This window comes from Thalassobacter sp. HA4-2 (assembly GCF_055693705.1).
In genome coordinates, this window is the sequence record NZ_JBVFUK010000001.1 from 2,182,482 (window position 1) to 2,198,389 (window position 15,908).

Here is a 15,908-nt window from a genome sequence, read left to right on the forward strand (position 1 = left end):
CTACTGCGCGCTGTAAAAGGAATCGCAAACGCAAACGGCCCCGCCTTTCGAGGCGGGGCCGCTGCAATCCTTCAGAACCCTTAGGGTTATTCGTCGCCCTTCAGCGCCGCACCAAGGATGTCGCCCAAGGACGCACCGGAGTCGGAGGAGCCATACTGCTGCACGGCCTCTTTCTCTTCTGCGATCTCGCGGGCTTTGATCGACAGACCCAGACGACGGGTCTTCTGGTCCACGTTGGTCACGCGCACGTCGATCTTGTCGCCTGCGCCGAAACGCTCTGGACGTTGATCGGCACGGTCGCGGGACAGGTCGGACCGGCGGATGAAGGAGGTCATACCTTCGTAGGACACCTCGATGCCGCCTTCTTCGATCTTGGTCACTTCCACAGTGATGATCGAGCCACGCTTCACGCCGCCAACAGCTTCGGCAAAGGGGTCGCCGTCTGCCGCCTTGATCGAAAGCGAGATACGCTCTTTCTCGACGTCCACTTCGGACACGACGGCATTGACCATGTCGCCTTTGCGGTAGTCGCCGATCACGTCTTCGCCACGACCTTCCCATGTCAGGTCGGACAGGTGCACCATGCCGTCGATGTCGCCGGGCAGACCCACGAACAGACCGAATTCGGTGATGTTCTTGACTTCGCCTTCGACCTGCGTGCCCTCGGGGTGGGTTTCTGCAAACACTTCCCATGGGTTACGCTGCGTCTGTTTCAGACCCAGAGACACGCGGCGCTTGGCACCGTCGATTTCCAGCACCATGACCTCAACCTCTTGGCTGGTGGACACGATCTTGCCGGGGTGGACGTTTTTCTTGGTCCAAGACATCTCGGACACGTGTACCAGACCTTCGACACCGGCTTCCAGCTCGACGAACGCACCGTAATCGGTGATGTTCGTGACGCGGCCCTGATGGACCGAACCCAGAGGATACTTGGCACCAACAAGGTTCCACGGATCTTCCTGCAGCTGCTTCATGCCCAGGCTGATACGGTGGGTATCTTTGTTGATCTTGATGACCTGCACCTTGATCGTCTCGCCGATGTTCAGCACCTCGCGTGGATCGTTCACGCGGCGCCATGCCATGTCGGTGACGTGCAACAGGCCGTCCACACCGCCCAGGTCCACGAAGGCCCCGTATTCGGTGATGTTCTTGACCACGCCTTCGACCGTCTGACCTTCGGTCAGGTTGGCGATCACCTCGGCGCGCTGTTCGGCGCGGGATTCCTCGAGGATCGCACGGCGCGACACAACGATGTTGCCCCGGCGACGATCCATTTTGAGGATTTGGAACGGCTGCTTCAGACCCATCAGGGGGCCTGCATCGCGCACGGGGCGCACATCCACCTGAGAGCCGGGCAGAAACGCCACAGCGCCGCCCAGATCGACCGTGAAGCCGCCCTTGACGCGACCGAAGATGGCGCCTTCGACACGCTCTTCGGACCCGTAGGCTTTTTCCAGACGGTCCCATGCTTCCTCGCGGCGGGCCATCTCACGCGACAGCACGGCTTCACCGCGGGCGTTTTCGACGGACCGCAAGAAGACCTCGACGTCGTCGCCAACGGCCACTTCGGGTTCTTCACCGGGGGATGCGAATTCTTTCAGATCAACGCGGCCTTCCATTTTGTAGCCGACGTCGATGATGGCCTGGCCCGCTTCGACAGCGATGACCCGACCCTTAACAACCGAACCTTCGTTCGGGGTATCAATTTCGAGGCTTTCGTTCAAAAGCGCTTCGAATTCGTCCATGAGATTGTTTGCCATGTGGCGTAGATATCCTTTTAGAGCGTTATACTGGCCGCGCGGTTGTCTCCGCCGGTCTTTGGGTTGATGTTGGTCCATAAACAAACGGGCCGGTAAAAGCCGACCCAGTCGAGACCTGCGCGGTATAGCCGCGAGACCCCTGCCCCGCAAGCCCCCGTTCAAACCGCCATATAGGTCCGGTTTGGCGGTGAAACCTGACACTGTTCCGTTGAAGCTGACCGGCCTTTGCACATCGTGGCACACACTTCATGCGCCCTGCCGGGCCGAAGGCACCATTGCCCCTGAAACAAGCCAGTCCCGAGCGCGCGCTGGTCTAGGTCACAAGCCGCGACACCTGCGACGCGAAATCTTCGCCGCGTTTCTCAAAACTGTCGTATTGGTCGAAACTGGCCGCCGCAGGGGCCAGCAGAACGACCTCGCCCGGTTGGGCATCCGCGCGCGCGCGGGCGACGGCGGTGGCCATGTCGGTGCAAATCTCGGCCTCCACCCCCGGCAGATCCAGGGCAAAGGCCGCCGCCTCGCGCCCAATGACATAGGCCTTGGCGACGTTGCCCAAGTGCCCATGCAGACCCTCCAAGCCGCCTTCTTTCTGCAAGCCGCCGCAAATCCAACGGATACGCTTGAACGCCGACAGAGCCTTGGCCGCCGCGTCCACGTTGGTGGCTTTGCTATCGTTGACGTAGGTCACACCGCCCACGGTCGCGATCACCTGACTGCGGTGGGGCAGACCGGGATAGCTGCGCAGGCCGTCCTCGATCATGCGCGGGGCAAGGCCAAGGGTCCGGGCCGCGGCATAGGCGGCACAGGCGTTCTGGTGATTGTGCGCACCGGGCAGGCCAGCGATGTCGCGTAGGTCGATGCTTGTGACCTGCCGCCCCTTGCGCCATTCGGTTAGAAAGCCCTTGCGCGCCGTGACCTGCCAGCCAGGGCCAGCCAGTTTCTGGCTCGCGCTGATCCGGATCACACGGTCGTCCGCCGCCCCCTCGGACAGTTGGTTGGCCAGAAAGCGGCCCTCGGCCTCGTCCACGCCAATCACAGCGCGATCCGGACCACCCTCGGCAAACAGGCGGCGCTTGGCGGCGAAGTATCCGCCCATGCCCGCGTGCCGATCCAGATGATCGGGGGACAGGTTGGTGAACACGGCAATGTCCGGGGTCAGGGCCCGGGCAAGCTCTGTCTGGTAGCTGGACAGTTCCAGCACGATCACGGCGCCATCCGCGGGCGGGTCCAGATCCAGCACCCCGCGCCCGATGTTGCCCGCCAGCGCCGCAGGTTTGCCCGCCTGTGTCAGGACATGGTGCAACAGGGCCGAGGTGGTGGATTTCCCGTTCGACCCCGTGATCGCCACCACGCGCGGCGGAGTTTCCATGTTGAACCAGTCGGATTGCCCAAGGCTGCGAAAGAACAGGCCGATGTCGTTGTCCACGGGCACACCGGCGGCCAGCGCGTCTGCAATGGTGCGGTGCGGTGCGGGGTACAGGTGCGGGATACCGGGGGACACGACCAGCAGGTCCAGCGCTTCCACAGCACCGCGTTTTGTCAGGTCCTCCACCACCAGCCCTTCGGCCATGGCGGCGGCGCGACCGCCCTCGCCGTCGTCCCAGCATATGGCCATCGCACCACCCGCATTCAACGCGCGCGCCGCTGACAGCCCCGTTCGCCCCAGACCAAGGACACCGACGCGGCGGCCAGCAAGGCCCGACACGGGGATCATTGCGCCGCTCCGAACTCAGATTGAGGCCGGTGGGCCGAAAAACGTTCGCCCGACATCCTAGCGCACCTTCAGTGTGGCCAACCCGATCAGCGCAAGAATCAGCGAGATGATCCAGAACCGGATCACGACCTGCGGCTCGGCCCAGCCCTTTTTCTCGAAATGGTGGTGGATCGGGGCCATCAGGAAAACCCGCTTACCCGTGCGTTTGAAGTACAGGACTTGAATAATGACCGACAGCGCCTCGACCACGAACAGGCCCCCCACGATGGCCAGAACAAGCTCGTGCTTGGTAGAGACCGCGATGGCCCCAAGCGCACCGCCCAAGGCCAGCGAACCGGTATCCCCCATGAACACGGCGGCGGGTGGCGCATTGTACCACAGGAACCCAAGGCCCCCGCCCACAAGGGCCGCCGTAAAGATCAGGATTTCCCCGGTGCCAGGCACGTAGTGGACATCCAGATACTCGGTCACGTCCACCCGGCCCACGGCATAGGCGATGATGCCAAGGGTTGTGGCGGCAATCATCACGGGCATGATGGCCAGCCCATCCAGCCCGTCCGTCAGGTTCACCGCATTGGCGGCCCCCACGATCACGATCATCGCGAAGGGGATGAATAAGACCCCTAGATTGATCAGCACATCCTTGAAGATCGGCACGGCCAGCTGGTTCGACAGGCCCTCGGGATGCAGCTGTGTGGCCAAGTACCCGGCCAAACCCGCAATGGCGAACCCAAGGCCAAGGCGCACCTTGCCGGACACCCCCTTGGTGTTGCCCGCACTGACCTTGGCATAGTCATCCACAAACCCGATGCAGCCGAAACTGATGGTCACAAACAGCACCAGCCAGATGTAAGGATTGTCCGGCCGCGCCCAAAGCAGGGTCGAAACGGTCAGGGCCGACAGGATGAGCAGGCCACCCATGGTGGGCGTGCCGGCCTTGGCGAAATGGGTCTCGGGGCCGTCGTCGCGGATCGGCTGACCCTTGCCTTGGCGGCGGCGGAGCAGATTGATCAGAGGTTTTCCAAAAATGAACCCGAAGATCAACGCCGTGAAGAATGCCCCCCGGCCCGAAAGGTGATGTAGCGAAACAGGTTGAAGACATCGCCACCGTCAGAAAACTCGGTCAACCAGAATAACATGGGGGCACCCCTTACCGCGCGTTTCCTCTCGCTTGGCCCAAATCCGCCAGCGCGTCAACCACGCGTGCCATATCCATGGACAGCGATCCTTTCACCAGCACGATGTCGCCGGGTGCCACAAGATGGTGGGCCTGCTGCGCCATGTCGGACGAAACTTGCGTGTGGGTCCCCCGTTTGGCCGTGGGCAAGACGGCGTGCAGATGGGCCATCAGGGGGCCGATGCAATGGATTTGATCTATCTTTTCCACCGCGTCGAGGCGGACCAGGTCTGCGTGCAAGGCGGCCTCGGTCGGTCCAAGTTCCTTCATGTCCCCAAGGATCGCGATGCGCCGCGCCCCCCGCGCAACCTCGGTGGCTGCGAGCGTGGCGAGGGAGGCCGCGACCGAGGTTGGATTGGCGTTGTAGGCATCGTCGATCAAGGTGAAGCCCATGCCCTCGCGTGCAGCATCCAGCGACACAAAGTGCCGGGCGCCGCGCCCGTCCGGCGGCGACCACTGGGCCAGATCCATCGCGGCCCGGGACACATCGGCCCCCACCGCGTGAACCGCCGCCAAGACCGCCAGCGCATTCAAGGCAAAGTGGACCCCGGGCGCGCCTATCTTGAAGATCAAACGCCCCTCGGGCGTCTGCGCCACGCAGGTCAGGCTGTCGGCGCTGGCCTGAACGTCCAACAGCCGCCACTCCGCGTCCTCGGCCCGGCCAAATCGCACAGGCCGCCCCTGGGCCGCCGCCGCGAGGATTTGCGTCTGGTCGATATCAGCGTTCAGGATGGCTGTCCCCGTGGGGACAAGCCCAGAATAAATCGCTGCCTTTTCCCGCGCGATGCCCTTGATCCCGTCTGCAAAGGCCTCCAGGTGCACGGGGCCCACGGTCGTGACCATGGCCACATGGGGACGGGCCTGCGCGGACAACGGCGCGATTTCGCCCGGGTGGTTCATCCCGATCTCGATGACCGCAAAGGCGCTGGCCGGATCCATGCGGGCAAGGGTCAGGGGCACGCCCCAATGGTTGTTGAAACTTTTGACCGCCGCGTGGGTGGCACCTTGGCCCGACAGGACATGGGCCAGCATATCCTTGGTCGAGGTTTTGCCCACGGACCCGGTGATCCCAATCACCTTGGCAGAGGTGCGGGCGCGGGCGGCACGGCCCAAGGCCTCTAACCCCGCTTGCACATCGTCCACCACCAGCAAAGGTGCGTTGTCGCTTACCCCTTGCGGGATGCGAGAGACCAGCGCCGCCCCCGCCCCCTTGGCCAGCGCATCGGCCACAAAGTCGTGCCCATCCCGCGCCGCCGTCAGCGCCACGAACAAATCGCCGCGCGCGATGGAGCGTGTGTCGATCGACAGCCCCGTAACCGACCACTTACCGACTGCGCGCCCACCGGTAGCGGCTGCGGCATCCGCTGATGTCCAAAGGGTCATTGCGCGCCCTCCTGATCCAGAACCTGCACCGCGATGGAGGCTTGTTCCACATCATCAAAGGGCAGCACATCATCGCCGACGACCTGCCCTGTCTCGTGCCCCTTGCCCAAGATCACCAGCGTGTCGCCGGGGCCGCACATGTCCACGCCGCGCAGGATTGCCTCGGCCCGGTCACCGATCTCGGTGGCGCCGGGGGCGCCCTGCATTACGGCGGCGCGTATGGTGGCGGGGTCCTCGCTGCGCGGGTTGTCATCGGTCACGATCACCACATCCGCGGCCCCAGCCGCAGCCGCCCCCATCAGCGGTCGCTTGCCCGCATCCCGGTCACCGCCCGCGCCCACGATGGCAATCACACGGCCAAGCACATGGGGCCGGATTGCCCGCAGGGCCGTCTCGACCGCGTCCGGCGTATGGGCGTAATCCACAAAGACCGCCGCCCCGTTGGCGCGCACGGCGGCCTTTTGCATCCTGCCCCGTACAGTGCCCAGCTGGTCCAACACGGCAAAGACCTCCTCCGCTGGTTCACCGGCAGCAATCACCAGACCCGCGGCCATCAGGGCATTGGCCGCTTGGAACCCGCCGATCAGGGGCAGTCGCGCGCTGTGGGATTTGCCCTGCCAATCAAACAACACCTCTTGCCCCGTTGCCTCGAACCGCTGGGCGCGCAGGCGCAGGCGGGCGTCGGGGTGTGCGCCCACGCCGATCACCTCTTGCCCCCGGTCCGTAGCGATCTGGGCCACCTTGGCCACCTGCGGGTCGTCAAGGTTCAACACCGCGACACCGCCCGATGGCAAGACGCGGGTGAACAGGCCCAGCTTGGCCTGAAAATAAGCCTCGAACGTCTCGTGGTAGTCGAGATGGTCTTGTGTGAAATTCGTGAACCCGGCGGCGGCCAGATGGACCGCATCCATGCGGGCCTGATCCAGCCCGTGGCTGGAGGCCTCCATCGCGGCGTGGGTGACACCGGCCCCGGCCATACCTGCAAGGACCCGGTGCAGGGTGATTGGTTCGGGCGTGGTATGGACCCCGGGGGCGCTATAGGCCCCCTCAACGCCCGTGGTGCCCATGTTGGCGGCCTTGATCCCCAAGGCTTCCCACAATTGGCGGGTAAAGGTCGCAACAGAGGTTTTGCCGTTCGTGCCCGTCACGGCCACCATGGTTTCGGGCTGCGCACCAAAAAACAGCGCCGCCGCCCCGGCAAGCGCTGCGCGCGGATCTTCGACCAGGACCACCGCCTGATCCGCAATCACATCGGCCGCGATCTGTGCGCCCTCGGGGTCCGTCAGGATGGCGCTGGCCCCCATGCGCACGGCGTATTGGATGAATTCGCCCCCGTGCACGCGCGATCCGGGCAAGGCGGCGAACAGGTGGCCCGGTTCAACAAGGCGGCTGTCTACGGACAGGCCAGTGATCACCGGGTCCGCGCCACCACGGGCGCGCAGGCCGAGGGCAGAAAGTGTGTGCGCCATGACGGCCTCCGCTTAGTTTGCGGAGACAGGTATCGCAGAAAGCCGGTGGGATTCAACGTCTGGACGCAGGCCCAGCAGCGGGGCGACGCGATCAATGATTGCGGCGGCCACGGGCACGGCGGTCCAGCCTGCGGTGCGCCGGGGTTTGGGGCCGCTGCGATCCTCGGGCTCGTCCAATGTCACGACCAGAACATATTTGGGATCAAGGGCTGGAAACACGCTGGCAAAGGTCGTGATTACCTTGTCCTCGTAGTATTGTCCCCGGGCGTTCAGCTTGTCCGCCGTCCCGGTCTTGCCGCCCACGCGGTACATGGGCAGACGCGCCATGGAGGCGGTGCCCCGGTCGCTGGCCACCACCTCGTGCAGCATTTCGCGGCTGATGCGCGAGACCTCTTCGGACACCACGCGCGGGCCCAGCGGTTTGGGTTCGGTGCGTTTCAGCAAGGTCGGCGTGATCTTGGTGCCGCCGTTCAGAATACTGGCGTAGGCCGCCGCCAAGTGCATCGGGCTGGCCGACAGCCCGTGGCCATAACTGATGGTCATGGTGTTGATGGGGCGCCATTGCGCGGGGATCAGGGGGCGACCGGCGCGGGCCTCGCCCAGCTCCAGCGCCGTGGCTTCGAAAAAGCCCAGAGAGCGCAGAAAGTCCTGCTGACGCTCGCCGCCGATCTGGATCGCCATGCGCGCCGTCCCGATGTTGGAGGATTTGACGATCACGTCCGTCACCGACAACGCGTTGCCGTAATTGTGGAAATCATTGATCGAATGGCCGCCCTCACGCAGGGGACCACGGGTGTTGATCATGGTGTCCGGATTGACCAGCCCCAACTCCAACGCTTGGGCAGAGGTGAAAATCTTGAAGGTCGAGCCAAGCTCGTAGACCCCCTGCACCGCGCGGTTGAAGGTCGGGTTGTCGCCCTGCGCCTCGCCCGCGATGGGATCACGGGGGCGGGCGTTGGGGTCGAAGTCTGGCAGGCTGGCAAGGGCCACGACCTCGCCGGTGTCGATCTCCATCAAGATGGCCGCAGCCCCCTTGGCGTTCAGCAGCTTCATGCCGCCATACAGCAAATCCTCGGTGGCCTGTTGGATCGTCAGATCAAGAGACAGTTGCAGGGGTTGGCCCTGTCGGGCCGGGTCGCGCAGGGCCTCGTCGAACACTTTTTCGACCCCCGCACGGCCCACCACCTCCGCCGAACGCACGCCTTCGCGGCCATAGCCAGCCCCGCCCAGAACATGGGCCGCCAAGGCGCCATTGGGATACAGACGCATTTCGCGCGGACCAAACAGCAGGCCCGGCTCCCCCAGATCATGGACGGCTTGTTGCTGTTCGGGGCTGATGTTGCGGCGGATCCAGAAGAATTTGCGGTCGGACTGGAATTTCTCGGTCCATTCGGCCACGTCAAAGCCTTCGAAAATCTCGCCCAGCCCTTGGGCGGCGGCCACGGGATCAACCATGTCTTGGGGGTGGGCATAGAGGGCGTTTGTCACAAGGTTGGTGGCCAGAACGCGCCCCTCGCGGTCCACGATGTCGGCGCGCGCCGCGACGATGGCCGCGCCGGAGTTGTCGGCGATGCGCGGCTCCTCCACCTCCGAGGCGGCGATGATGCCTGCGCGCAGGCCCACGATCAAAAAGCCCGCAAAGAACGCCAGCCCCACGACGAACAACCGCGTCTCTGCGCGGCTGCGCAGGGTGTCGCGCATCTGCTCGTGACGGGCGCGCAGGTTTGCCGCCTCGATCTGGTCGGGGTCTTGGCCGATGGTGCGGGCGCGCAGGATGCGCGAAAGGGGACGCAAGGGAATGCGACGGGTCATGGGACGGCCTCCGGCTCTGGGGCGTAGGGCGCGGGTTGGATCATCGTGGCAGGTGGCAGGGTTCCGACCATGGGCGTGATTTCACCGATGGTATCCATGGCAGTGCTGGGGTCCAGCCCGGCCAGGGGGTCCGGCAACACCACTGCGGGGGGCGGCGGATAGCCGATCTGCGTGACCGTGCCGAACTGTTCGGCGGTGATTTCCATCAAACCCAGCCGTTCAAAGTTCATCTCGTGCAGCACGCGCAACCGGTCAGGACGGTTCAGGTAGGCCCATTCGGCCCTGAGCACCGACAGCTGTTCATGAGCGCGGCCAAGCTCCACCTGCAGGCGCGTGACTTCGCGGGCGGTTTGCCGGGTCTGATAGCCTTCGTGGTACGCCCAATAGGCCAGCAACACGACCGAGACGATGGACAGGAAATAGATGACACCACGCATGGGCTAGATCCCCTCTAGGTCTGTGATTTTGGGCAAGGCCAGCCCCTTGGTATCCAACGGCGAGCTGGGTGCATCCGTGCGCCGGGCCAACCGCAGACGGGCGCTGCGGGATCGGGGGTTCACGGCCAGTTCCGCATCCGACGGACCGATGGCGCGCTTCGGCGACAGGACGAATTCGGGCGCGCGGGTGGCGATCTCGGGGGCGTAGCGGTTGCCCCCGCCCCCCGCGTCACTGCGCGCCGCCATGAACCGTTTGACCACACGATCCTCTAGGGAATGGAACGTCACCACCGCCAGCCAGCCGCCCGGTTTCAAGATACGCTCCGCCGCGACCATGCCCCGGATCAGCTCTCCGAATTCGTCATTCACGGCGATGCGGATGGCCTGAAAACTGCGCGTGGCGGGATGGCTTTGCCCGGGCTTGGGGCGCGGCAGGCAGGATGCGACCAGGTCTGCCAGATCCAGCGTGCGGGTGATCGGGGCCTCGGCCCGTTTGCGGACGATGGCCCGCGCAATCCGGCGGGCCGCGCGCTCTTCGCCGTAGTGGTGCAGGATATCGGCGAGGGTGCCTTCATCGGCAGTGTTGACCACATCCGCAGCACTGGCCCCGGCCTGCCCCATGCGCATATCCAGCGGCCCGTCCTTCTGAAACGAAAAGCCGCGGTCCGGCTGGTCGATCTGCATGGAACTGACGCCAAGGTCCAAGACCACGCCGTCCACCAGATCCACATGGGTGGCCATGTTGGAAAACACGTCATTGACCAGCGCCAATCGGTCGCCGTAATCCGCCGCCCAAGGGGCCGCGAGGTCGAAGGCCGTCGCATCCCGGTCGAAGCCGGTGACCTTGGCGGCCCCCGCATCCAGCAACCGTCGAGTGTAGCCCCCCGCCCCAAAGGTGCCATCCACCCAGTGGCCCGCAATGGGTGCGCAACCGGCTAGGATCGGGTCAATCAGGACGGGGATGTGAGGCGCGGCAGCGGTCATTGTCGGTCTATCCCTCGCCCGAGGGGGGCAGGTTGAACAATTCCGCCGGATGGAAATCCGGGTCCTGTTCGGCTAGGAAGGCGTCCAATTCCTCCTCGGAGGGCGCGGCTGCCTCGGCCTTCATGATCTGGAAGGTGTCAACACCGGACCGGAACACACACTCGCCCTCGAGGTCCAGATGTTCACGGATGTGTTGTGGCAGCACCAAGCGGCCCGTTTCGTCCACGGTCAGATAGGTGGACCGGGCATTGTACATCATTTCCAGCAAACGCCGGTTCTTGCTGCCCCGGGGCATGGCCTCGATATCGGCAAAGATGTCCTGCATCGCCGACACGGTGTAAACGGTGACATAGGGTTGGCGCTTGTTGGGGTGGTTGATGTAGAGCCCAACCGGCTTGCCATCGGCATAGGCTGGATCTGCGGCCTCAAGCACACGTCGAAAGGCTGCGGGGATTGAGACCCGTCCCTTTCCGTCCACCTTGTGGGTGGAGGTGCCTGTAAACCGTAGTGCCATCGGCCCCTTTGGCCCCCAAGTGTCCGGTTTCGACCGCCCAAACGTGGAAAGGGCGGATCGAGCTGCTGCCACTGCCCGATCCGCCGCTCGTCCCATCACTGGGTCTGTCCAACAGCGCTGCCACCTGGGGGGATGTCTGCTCGCTGCGCGTCGGATCTTTCAGAGCGGGGATGCCTGTATGAAACTGCCTATTTGGAGTTCTGCGATCTGCGCCGCGTTTTGTTCCCGTTCTGCATAGACTTTGTGACATGGGAACGCGCGACCTGACAAGGGATTATATGGGAATACGACCCATTTTCTGAGTTTGGGAATTCCGGGCAAAGCGCTGCGCCGCAGTTGGCCCACAAATCGCGCCAGCTACAATCAATGGCACAACATCTTGTGGTTAATGCTCCCGCCCCCTGTGCCATAAATATCACTATGATTTGGGCAAGAATGAGGCAGGCACAAAAAAGGCCCGGGACTCCATGAAATCCCGGGCACAGACCATGTATTCCCAAAGTGGATCTAGGCCATGCCGCCGGCCACCAAACGGCGCGCCAGCTGGGCAAAGGCATCGGCCACAGGGCCCTCGCCCGCCGCAATCGGCGTACCCCCGTCCCCGGCGATCCGGGTCTCAAGATCCAGCGGCAAGGCTCCAAGGAAGGGCAGGCCCAAAGTTGCAGCCTCCTTCTCGACCCCGCCTTGGCCGAAAGGATGCGCCGTGTGACCACACTCTGGACAGATGAAGGCGGCCATGTTTTCGACCAATCCCAGAACGGGCGTGTTCAGGGTGCGGAACATGTCCAGCGCCTTGCGCGCGTCCAGCAGGGCGACGTCCTGCGGGGTGGACACCACAATCGCGCCGGAAACGACGGTTTTGGTGCACAGGGTCAGCTGCACATCGCCGGTACCCGGCGGCAGGTCGATCAGCAGCACATCCAACGCCCCCCACTCGACCTGGCCCAGCATCTGTTGCAGCGCCCCCATCAACATCGGACCGCGCCAGATCACGGCCTTGTCCGGGTCCATCATCAGCCCGATGGACATCATCGTGACGCCGTGGGCCTGCAGGGGGATGATCTTTTTTCCATCGGGGCTGGAGGGTCGCTTGCTGACTCCCATCATGCGCGGCTGGCTGGGGCCGTAAATGTCAGCGTCCAGCAAGCCCACCTTACGGCCCTGTTTGGCCAAGGCCACGGCGAGGTTTGACGACACCGTGGATTTGCCGACACCGCCCTTGCCCGAGCCGATGGCCAGCACGTGTTTGACGCCGGTGACCTGTTCGGGACCGGCTTGGGGTTTGGGGTGGCCGCCAATCTTCAGGCTCGGCGCAGGCTCTTTCGGGGCGGGCTTGGCAGGGCCGTGAGCGGTCATGGCGACCTGCACGGACGTCACACCGGGGATCGCGGCGACTGCCCCTTCGGCAGCGCGACGCACGCCCTCCATACGTTTGGCAGCCTCTGGATCCTCGACCTCCAGGACAAAACGCACCGCGCCCCCATCCACCACCAAGGCGCGCACCATGTCGCGCGAAGCCACGGTGCCCCCATCGGGCAGCCCCAAGGTGGTCAAGGCCTCCATCACGGTTTCTTTGGTCACAGACATGGCACGCTCCGATAGATTTGGGTTCACGCAGTAGGTGGCGCGCACCAAGACCCATGACAAGGGCAAAGCCCCCGCGCCTGTGCCGTTACCGCAAACATTTCAAGACCCGGACCCATGCAAATGCTGCATAGCAGCAATTCCCATGTGTCCATTGTGCGAACGCAGCATTTCTCTATTTTCGATCACAACGAAACGCCGCAAGGACGCGGCACTTACGAAAAGGGTTAATCAGATGGCTTACAACCATACCACTGCGGCCCAATATGGGCTTTCCGCGCGGATCACATCGATCTTCGAAACCGCCAAGGCAGACTTCGCCAAATGGCGCATGTATCGCAAAACAGTGTCCGAGCTGCAATCGCTCAGCATTCGGGAACTGGCCGACCTGAACATTCATCCAGGTCAAATCCGCGGCATCGCTCGCGAAAGCGTTTACGGCCCCTACCAGGGCTAATCAGAATTCGGATCGCCCCCTCCTCCCTTGGGGCGACTGATAGGCAGCTGGGTTTTCCTCCTCCCTTTTAACCCGCTGCACCCTTTGGCCCTCCTCCTTCCTTGGGGCCAAGCTGATCTCCTCTCCTCCTCCCTTTGAGGAGATCGCATAATAAGAACGGCGGCCCATCCTCCCATGGGTCGCCGTTTCTTTTTCAAACCTTGATTTGTTTAAAACGGCACGTCGCCCGCTTGCTCGGCGGGCACAAGGAATTTGCCCACCAGCTTCTTGGCCCCGGCCTTGTCAAACTCGACTTCCAACTTGTCCCCCTCCAGCGCAATGACAGCGCCGTAGCCGAACTTGGTGTGGAACACGCGGTCGCCGATCGTAAAGGCGCTGACGGCCTCGGCATCGATCACCATGTTGCGGGTTTCCTTGGGCTGGGACATGGGCCTGCGGGCCGCGTTGCCCTGCAAGCGTCGCCAACCGGGGGAGTTGTAGACATCCGCCTTGGTGGCCTTTTCCTGCAGGTCCGATTCCACGCCCCCCGACATGGCCCGCTGTTGCGCCGCCGCCATGCCCGCAGCCCCGAACCCGCCGCCGTACAGGCCCGGCGGCGTCAGGACGTCGACATGCTCTTCGGGCAGCTCGTCGATAAACCGCGACGGCATGGCTGATTGCCACTGGCCGTAGACCCGCCGGTTGGCGGCAAAGCTGATGGTGCAAACCTCTTCGGCGCGGGTGATGCCAACGTAGGCCAGTCGGCGTTCTTCCTCCAACCCCTTCACGCCGCTCTCGTCCATGGATCGCTGGCTGGGGAACAATCCGTCTTCCCAGCCGGGCAGGAACACCACCGGAAATTCAAGGCCCTTGGCCGCGTGCAGGGTCATGAGGGTGATCTTGTCGTCCTCGGCGTCTTGCGTGTTGTCCATCACAAGGCTGACGTGTTCGAGGAAACCTTGCAGGTTCTCGAACCCCTCCAACGCCTTCACAAGTTCCTTGAGGTTGTCCAGCCGCCCCGGCGCCTCGGGGGTTTTGTCATTGAGCCAGTGGTCGGTATAGCCCGACTCCTCCAAGATCACTTCGGCCAGTTCGATATGACTGCGGCCCGCCAGCAGTTCGGCGCGCCAGCGGTCCATGCCGGCCACAAACTTGGCCAGTTCGGATCCGCCCTTGCCACCGATGCCCTTGGTGGCCACGATCAGGCGCGCCCCTTCCAGCAGGCTGACGCCGTTGGACCGGGCCATCATCTGGATCTTTTGCTGGGCCTTGTCGCCCAAGCCGCGCTTCGGGGTGTTCACGATCCGCTCGAACGCCAAGTCGTCCTCGGGCGTGACCACCAGGCGGAAGTAGGCCATGGCGTCGCGGATTTCGAGGCGTTCGTAGAACCGAGGCCCGCCCACCACGCGGTAGGGCAGACCGATGGTCAGGAACCGATCCTCAAAGGCGCGCATCTGGTGAGACGCCCGCACAAGGATCGCCATCTCGTTTAGCGTGTGGGGGGTGCCACCGCGGGTGCCTTGCAGCATCGCCTCCGCCTCCTCCCCGATCCAGCGGGCCTCTTCTTCGCCGTCCCAGTGGCCGATCAGGCGGACTTTCTCGCCCTCGGCCCGGTCGGTCCACAAGGTCTTGCCCAGCCGCCCCTTGTTTCCCGCGATCACACCGGACGCAGCCCCAAGGATATGGGGCGTAGAGCGGTAGTTCTGTTCCAGCCGGATCACCGCCGCACCCTCGAAGTCCTTTTCGAACCGCAGGATGTTGCCCACCTCGGCCCCGCGCCAACCGTAGATCGACTGGTCATCATCACCCACGCAACAGATGTTGCGGTGCCCACCGGCCAACAGACGCAGCCACAGGTACTGCGCAACGTTGGTGTCTTGGTATTCGTCCACAAGGATGTAGCGGAACCAGCGGCGGTACTGGTCCAGCACGTCGTCGTGGGTCTGAAAGATGTGTACGACATGCAGCAGAAGGTCGCCAAAGTCGCAGGCGTTCAGGGTCAGCAGGCGGTCCTGATAAGCCTGGTACAGCTTGACACCCTTGCCATCAAAGGCGCTGGCCTCGGCCACGGGCACCTGGTTGGGTCGCCAGGCGCGGTTTTTCCACTGATCCAGGATCCCCGACAACATGCGCGGGGGCCAACGCTTTTCGTCGATCCCCTCGGCAATGATCAGCTGTTTAAGCAGCCGGATCTGGTCGTCGGTATCCAGGATGGTGAAGTTGGATTTCAGGTGCCCGCCGGGGCCTTGGATCAGTTCCGCATGGCGGCGCAGCAGTTTCACGCAGATCGCATGGAACGTGCCCAGCCACGGCATCCCTTCGACCGAATGGCCCATCAGCCCCGCGACGCGGTCCTTCATTTCCCGGGCGGCCTTGTTGGTAAACGTCACTGCCAGAATCTCGTTGGGCCGGGCGCGCTGCGTGGCCAGCAGATGCGCAATGCGCGCGGTCAGGGCCCGGGTCTTGCCCGTGCCTGCCCCCGCCAGCATCAGCACCGGTCCGTCCAGCGTTTCCACCGCCCGCGCCTGTTCGGGGTTCAGCCCGTCAAGGTAGGGCATGGGCCGCGCGGCCATGGCCCGTTGCGACAGGGAGGAAGCAGCAGCAAAGGCGTCAGAGTCGTCAAAATCCATCATGG

11 protein-coding genes and 1 pseudogene are annotated in these 15,908 nt (G+C 63.9%); 1 reads left to right on the forward strand and 11 read right to left on the reverse strand.

The window, feature by feature from the left end; genetic code table 11:
- Positions 1-86: 86 nt before the first annotated feature.
- From rpsA to ACZ1G0_RS10940, 10 genes and pseudogenes are all read right to left on the reverse strand, one after another.
- The gene (gene rpsA / locus ACZ1G0_RS10895; RefSeq protein ID WP_472736959.1) at positions 87-1,763 is read right to left on the reverse strand and encodes a 30S ribosomal protein S1; all 1,677 of its coding nucleotides are present in this window, start codon (positions 1,761-1,763) and stop codon (positions 87-89) included.
- 313 nt (positions 1,764-2,076) lie between these two features.
- Positions 2,077-3,477 (reverse strand): UDP-N-acetylmuramoyl-L-alanine--D-glutamate ligase, encoded by a 1,401-nt coding sequence (gene murD, locus ACZ1G0_RS10900; RefSeq protein WP_472736960.1) that lies wholly within the window; start codon positions 3,475-3,477, stop codon positions 2,077-2,079.
- 57 nt (positions 3,478-3,534) lie between these two features.
- Positions 3,535-4,616, reverse strand: a pseudogene (gene mraY / locus ACZ1G0_RS10905) (phospho-N-acetylmuramoyl-pentapeptide-transferase).
- Between the two features lie 11 nt (positions 4,617-4,627).
- Complete coding sequence (locus ACZ1G0_RS10910; protein WP_472736961.1) at positions 4,628-6,037, reverse strand: UDP-N-acetylmuramoyl-tripeptide--D-alanyl-D-alanine ligase; 1,410 nt, start codon at positions 6,035-6,037, stop codon at positions 4,628-4,630.
- The gene (locus tag ACZ1G0_RS10915; RefSeq protein ID WP_472736962.1) at positions 6,034-7,506 is read right to left on the reverse strand and encodes a UDP-N-acetylmuramoyl-L-alanyl-D-glutamate--2,6-diaminopimelate ligase; all 1,473 of its coding nucleotides are present in this window, start codon (positions 7,504-7,506) and stop codon (positions 6,034-6,036) included. Before ACZ1G0_RS10915 ends, ACZ1G0_RS10910 begins: the two co-directional genes overlap by 4 nt.
- 12 nt (positions 7,507-7,518) lie before the next feature.
- Entirely contained in the window at positions 7,519-9,318 is a 1,800-nt protein-coding gene (locus ACZ1G0_RS10920; RefSeq protein ID WP_472736963.1) for a peptidoglycan D,D-transpeptidase FtsI family protein, read from the reverse strand.
- Positions 9,315-9,755, reverse strand: coding sequence for a cell division protein FtsL (ftsL, locus tag ACZ1G0_RS10925; protein WP_472736964.1), 441 nt, complete (start codon positions 9,753-9,755; stop codon positions 9,315-9,317). Before ftsL ends, ACZ1G0_RS10920 begins: the two co-directional genes overlap by 4 nt.
- A gap of 3 nt (positions 9,756-9,758) precedes the next feature.
- A complete protein-coding gene (gene rsmH / locus ACZ1G0_RS10930) occupies positions 9,759-10,739 on the reverse strand; it encodes a 16S rRNA (cytosine(1402)-N(4))-methyltransferase RsmH (protein ID WP_472736965.1) in 981 nt (326 codons plus the stop codon).
- Between the two features lie 7 nt (positions 10,740-10,746).
- Entirely contained in the window at positions 10,747-11,253 is a 507-nt protein-coding gene (locus ACZ1G0_RS10935; RefSeq protein ID WP_472736966.1) for a division/cell wall cluster transcriptional repressor MraZ, read from the reverse strand.
- A gap of 507 nt (positions 11,254-11,760) precedes the next feature.
- Positions 11,761-12,840 carry an Mrp/NBP35 family ATP-binding protein gene (locus ACZ1G0_RS10940; RefSeq protein ID WP_472736967.1) on the reverse strand — a complete coding sequence of 360 codons (1,080 nt, stop codon included), beginning with the start codon at positions 12,838-12,840 and terminating at the stop codon, positions 11,761-11,763.
- 34 nt (positions 12,841-12,874) lie between these two features.
- On the opposite strand from ACZ1G0_RS10940, the gene ACZ1G0_RS10945 reads away from it, so the two are divergent.
- Entirely contained in the window at positions 12,875-13,294 is a 420-nt protein-coding gene (locus ACZ1G0_RS10945; protein WP_472736968.1) for a DUF1127 domain-containing protein, read from the forward strand.
- Positions 13,295-13,503: 209 nt separating this feature from the next.
- Here the strand turns inward: ACZ1G0_RS10945 and ACZ1G0_RS10950 are convergent, their stop codons facing one another.
- Positions 13,504-15,906: an ATP-dependent helicase gene (locus tag ACZ1G0_RS10950; RefSeq protein WP_472736969.1), complete on the reverse strand. Its 2,403-nt coding sequence runs from the start codon at positions 15,904-15,906 to the stop codon at positions 13,504-13,506.
- Between the last annotated feature and the right edge of the window lie 2 nt (positions 15,907-15,908).

Bases quoted from the DNA above. Each gene is read 5' to 3' on its own strand.
- rpsA (WP_472736959.1), bottom strand. From the start codon at position 1,763: ATGGCAAACAATCTCATGGACGAATTCGAAGCGCTTTTGAACGAAAGC.
- murD (WP_472736960.1), bottom strand. From the start codon at position 3,477: ATGATCCCCGTGTCGGGCCTTGCTGGCCGCCGCGTCGGTGTCCTTGGT.
- ACZ1G0_RS10910 (WP_472736961.1), bottom strand. From the start codon at position 6,037: ATGACCCTTTGGACATCAGCGGATGCCGCAGCCGCTACCGGTGGGCGC.
- ACZ1G0_RS10915 (WP_472736962.1), bottom strand. From the start codon at position 7,506: ATGGCGCACACACTTTCTGCCCTCGGCCTGCGCGCCCGTGGTGGCGCG.
- ACZ1G0_RS10920 (WP_472736963.1), bottom strand. From the start codon at position 9,318: ATGACCCGTCGCATTCCCTTGCGTCCCCTTTCGCGCATCCTGCGCGCC.
- ftsL (WP_472736964.1), bottom strand. From the start codon at position 9,755: ATGCGTGGTGTCATCTATTTCCTGTCCATCGTCTCGGTCGTGTTGCTG.
- rsmH (WP_472736965.1), bottom strand. From the start codon at position 10,739: ATGACCGCTGCCGCGCCTCACATCCCCGTCCTGATTGACCCGATCCTA.
- ACZ1G0_RS10935 (WP_472736966.1), bottom strand. From the start codon at position 11,253: ATGGCACTACGGTTTACAGGCACCTCCACCCACAAGGTGGACGGAAAG.
- ACZ1G0_RS10940 (WP_472736967.1), bottom strand. From the start codon at position 12,840: ATGTCTGTGACCAAAGAAACCGTGATGGAGGCCTTGACCACCTTGGGG.
- ACZ1G0_RS10950 (WP_472736969.1), bottom strand. From the start codon at position 15,906: ATGATGGATTTTGACGACTCTGACGCCTTTGCTGCTGCTTCCTCCCTG.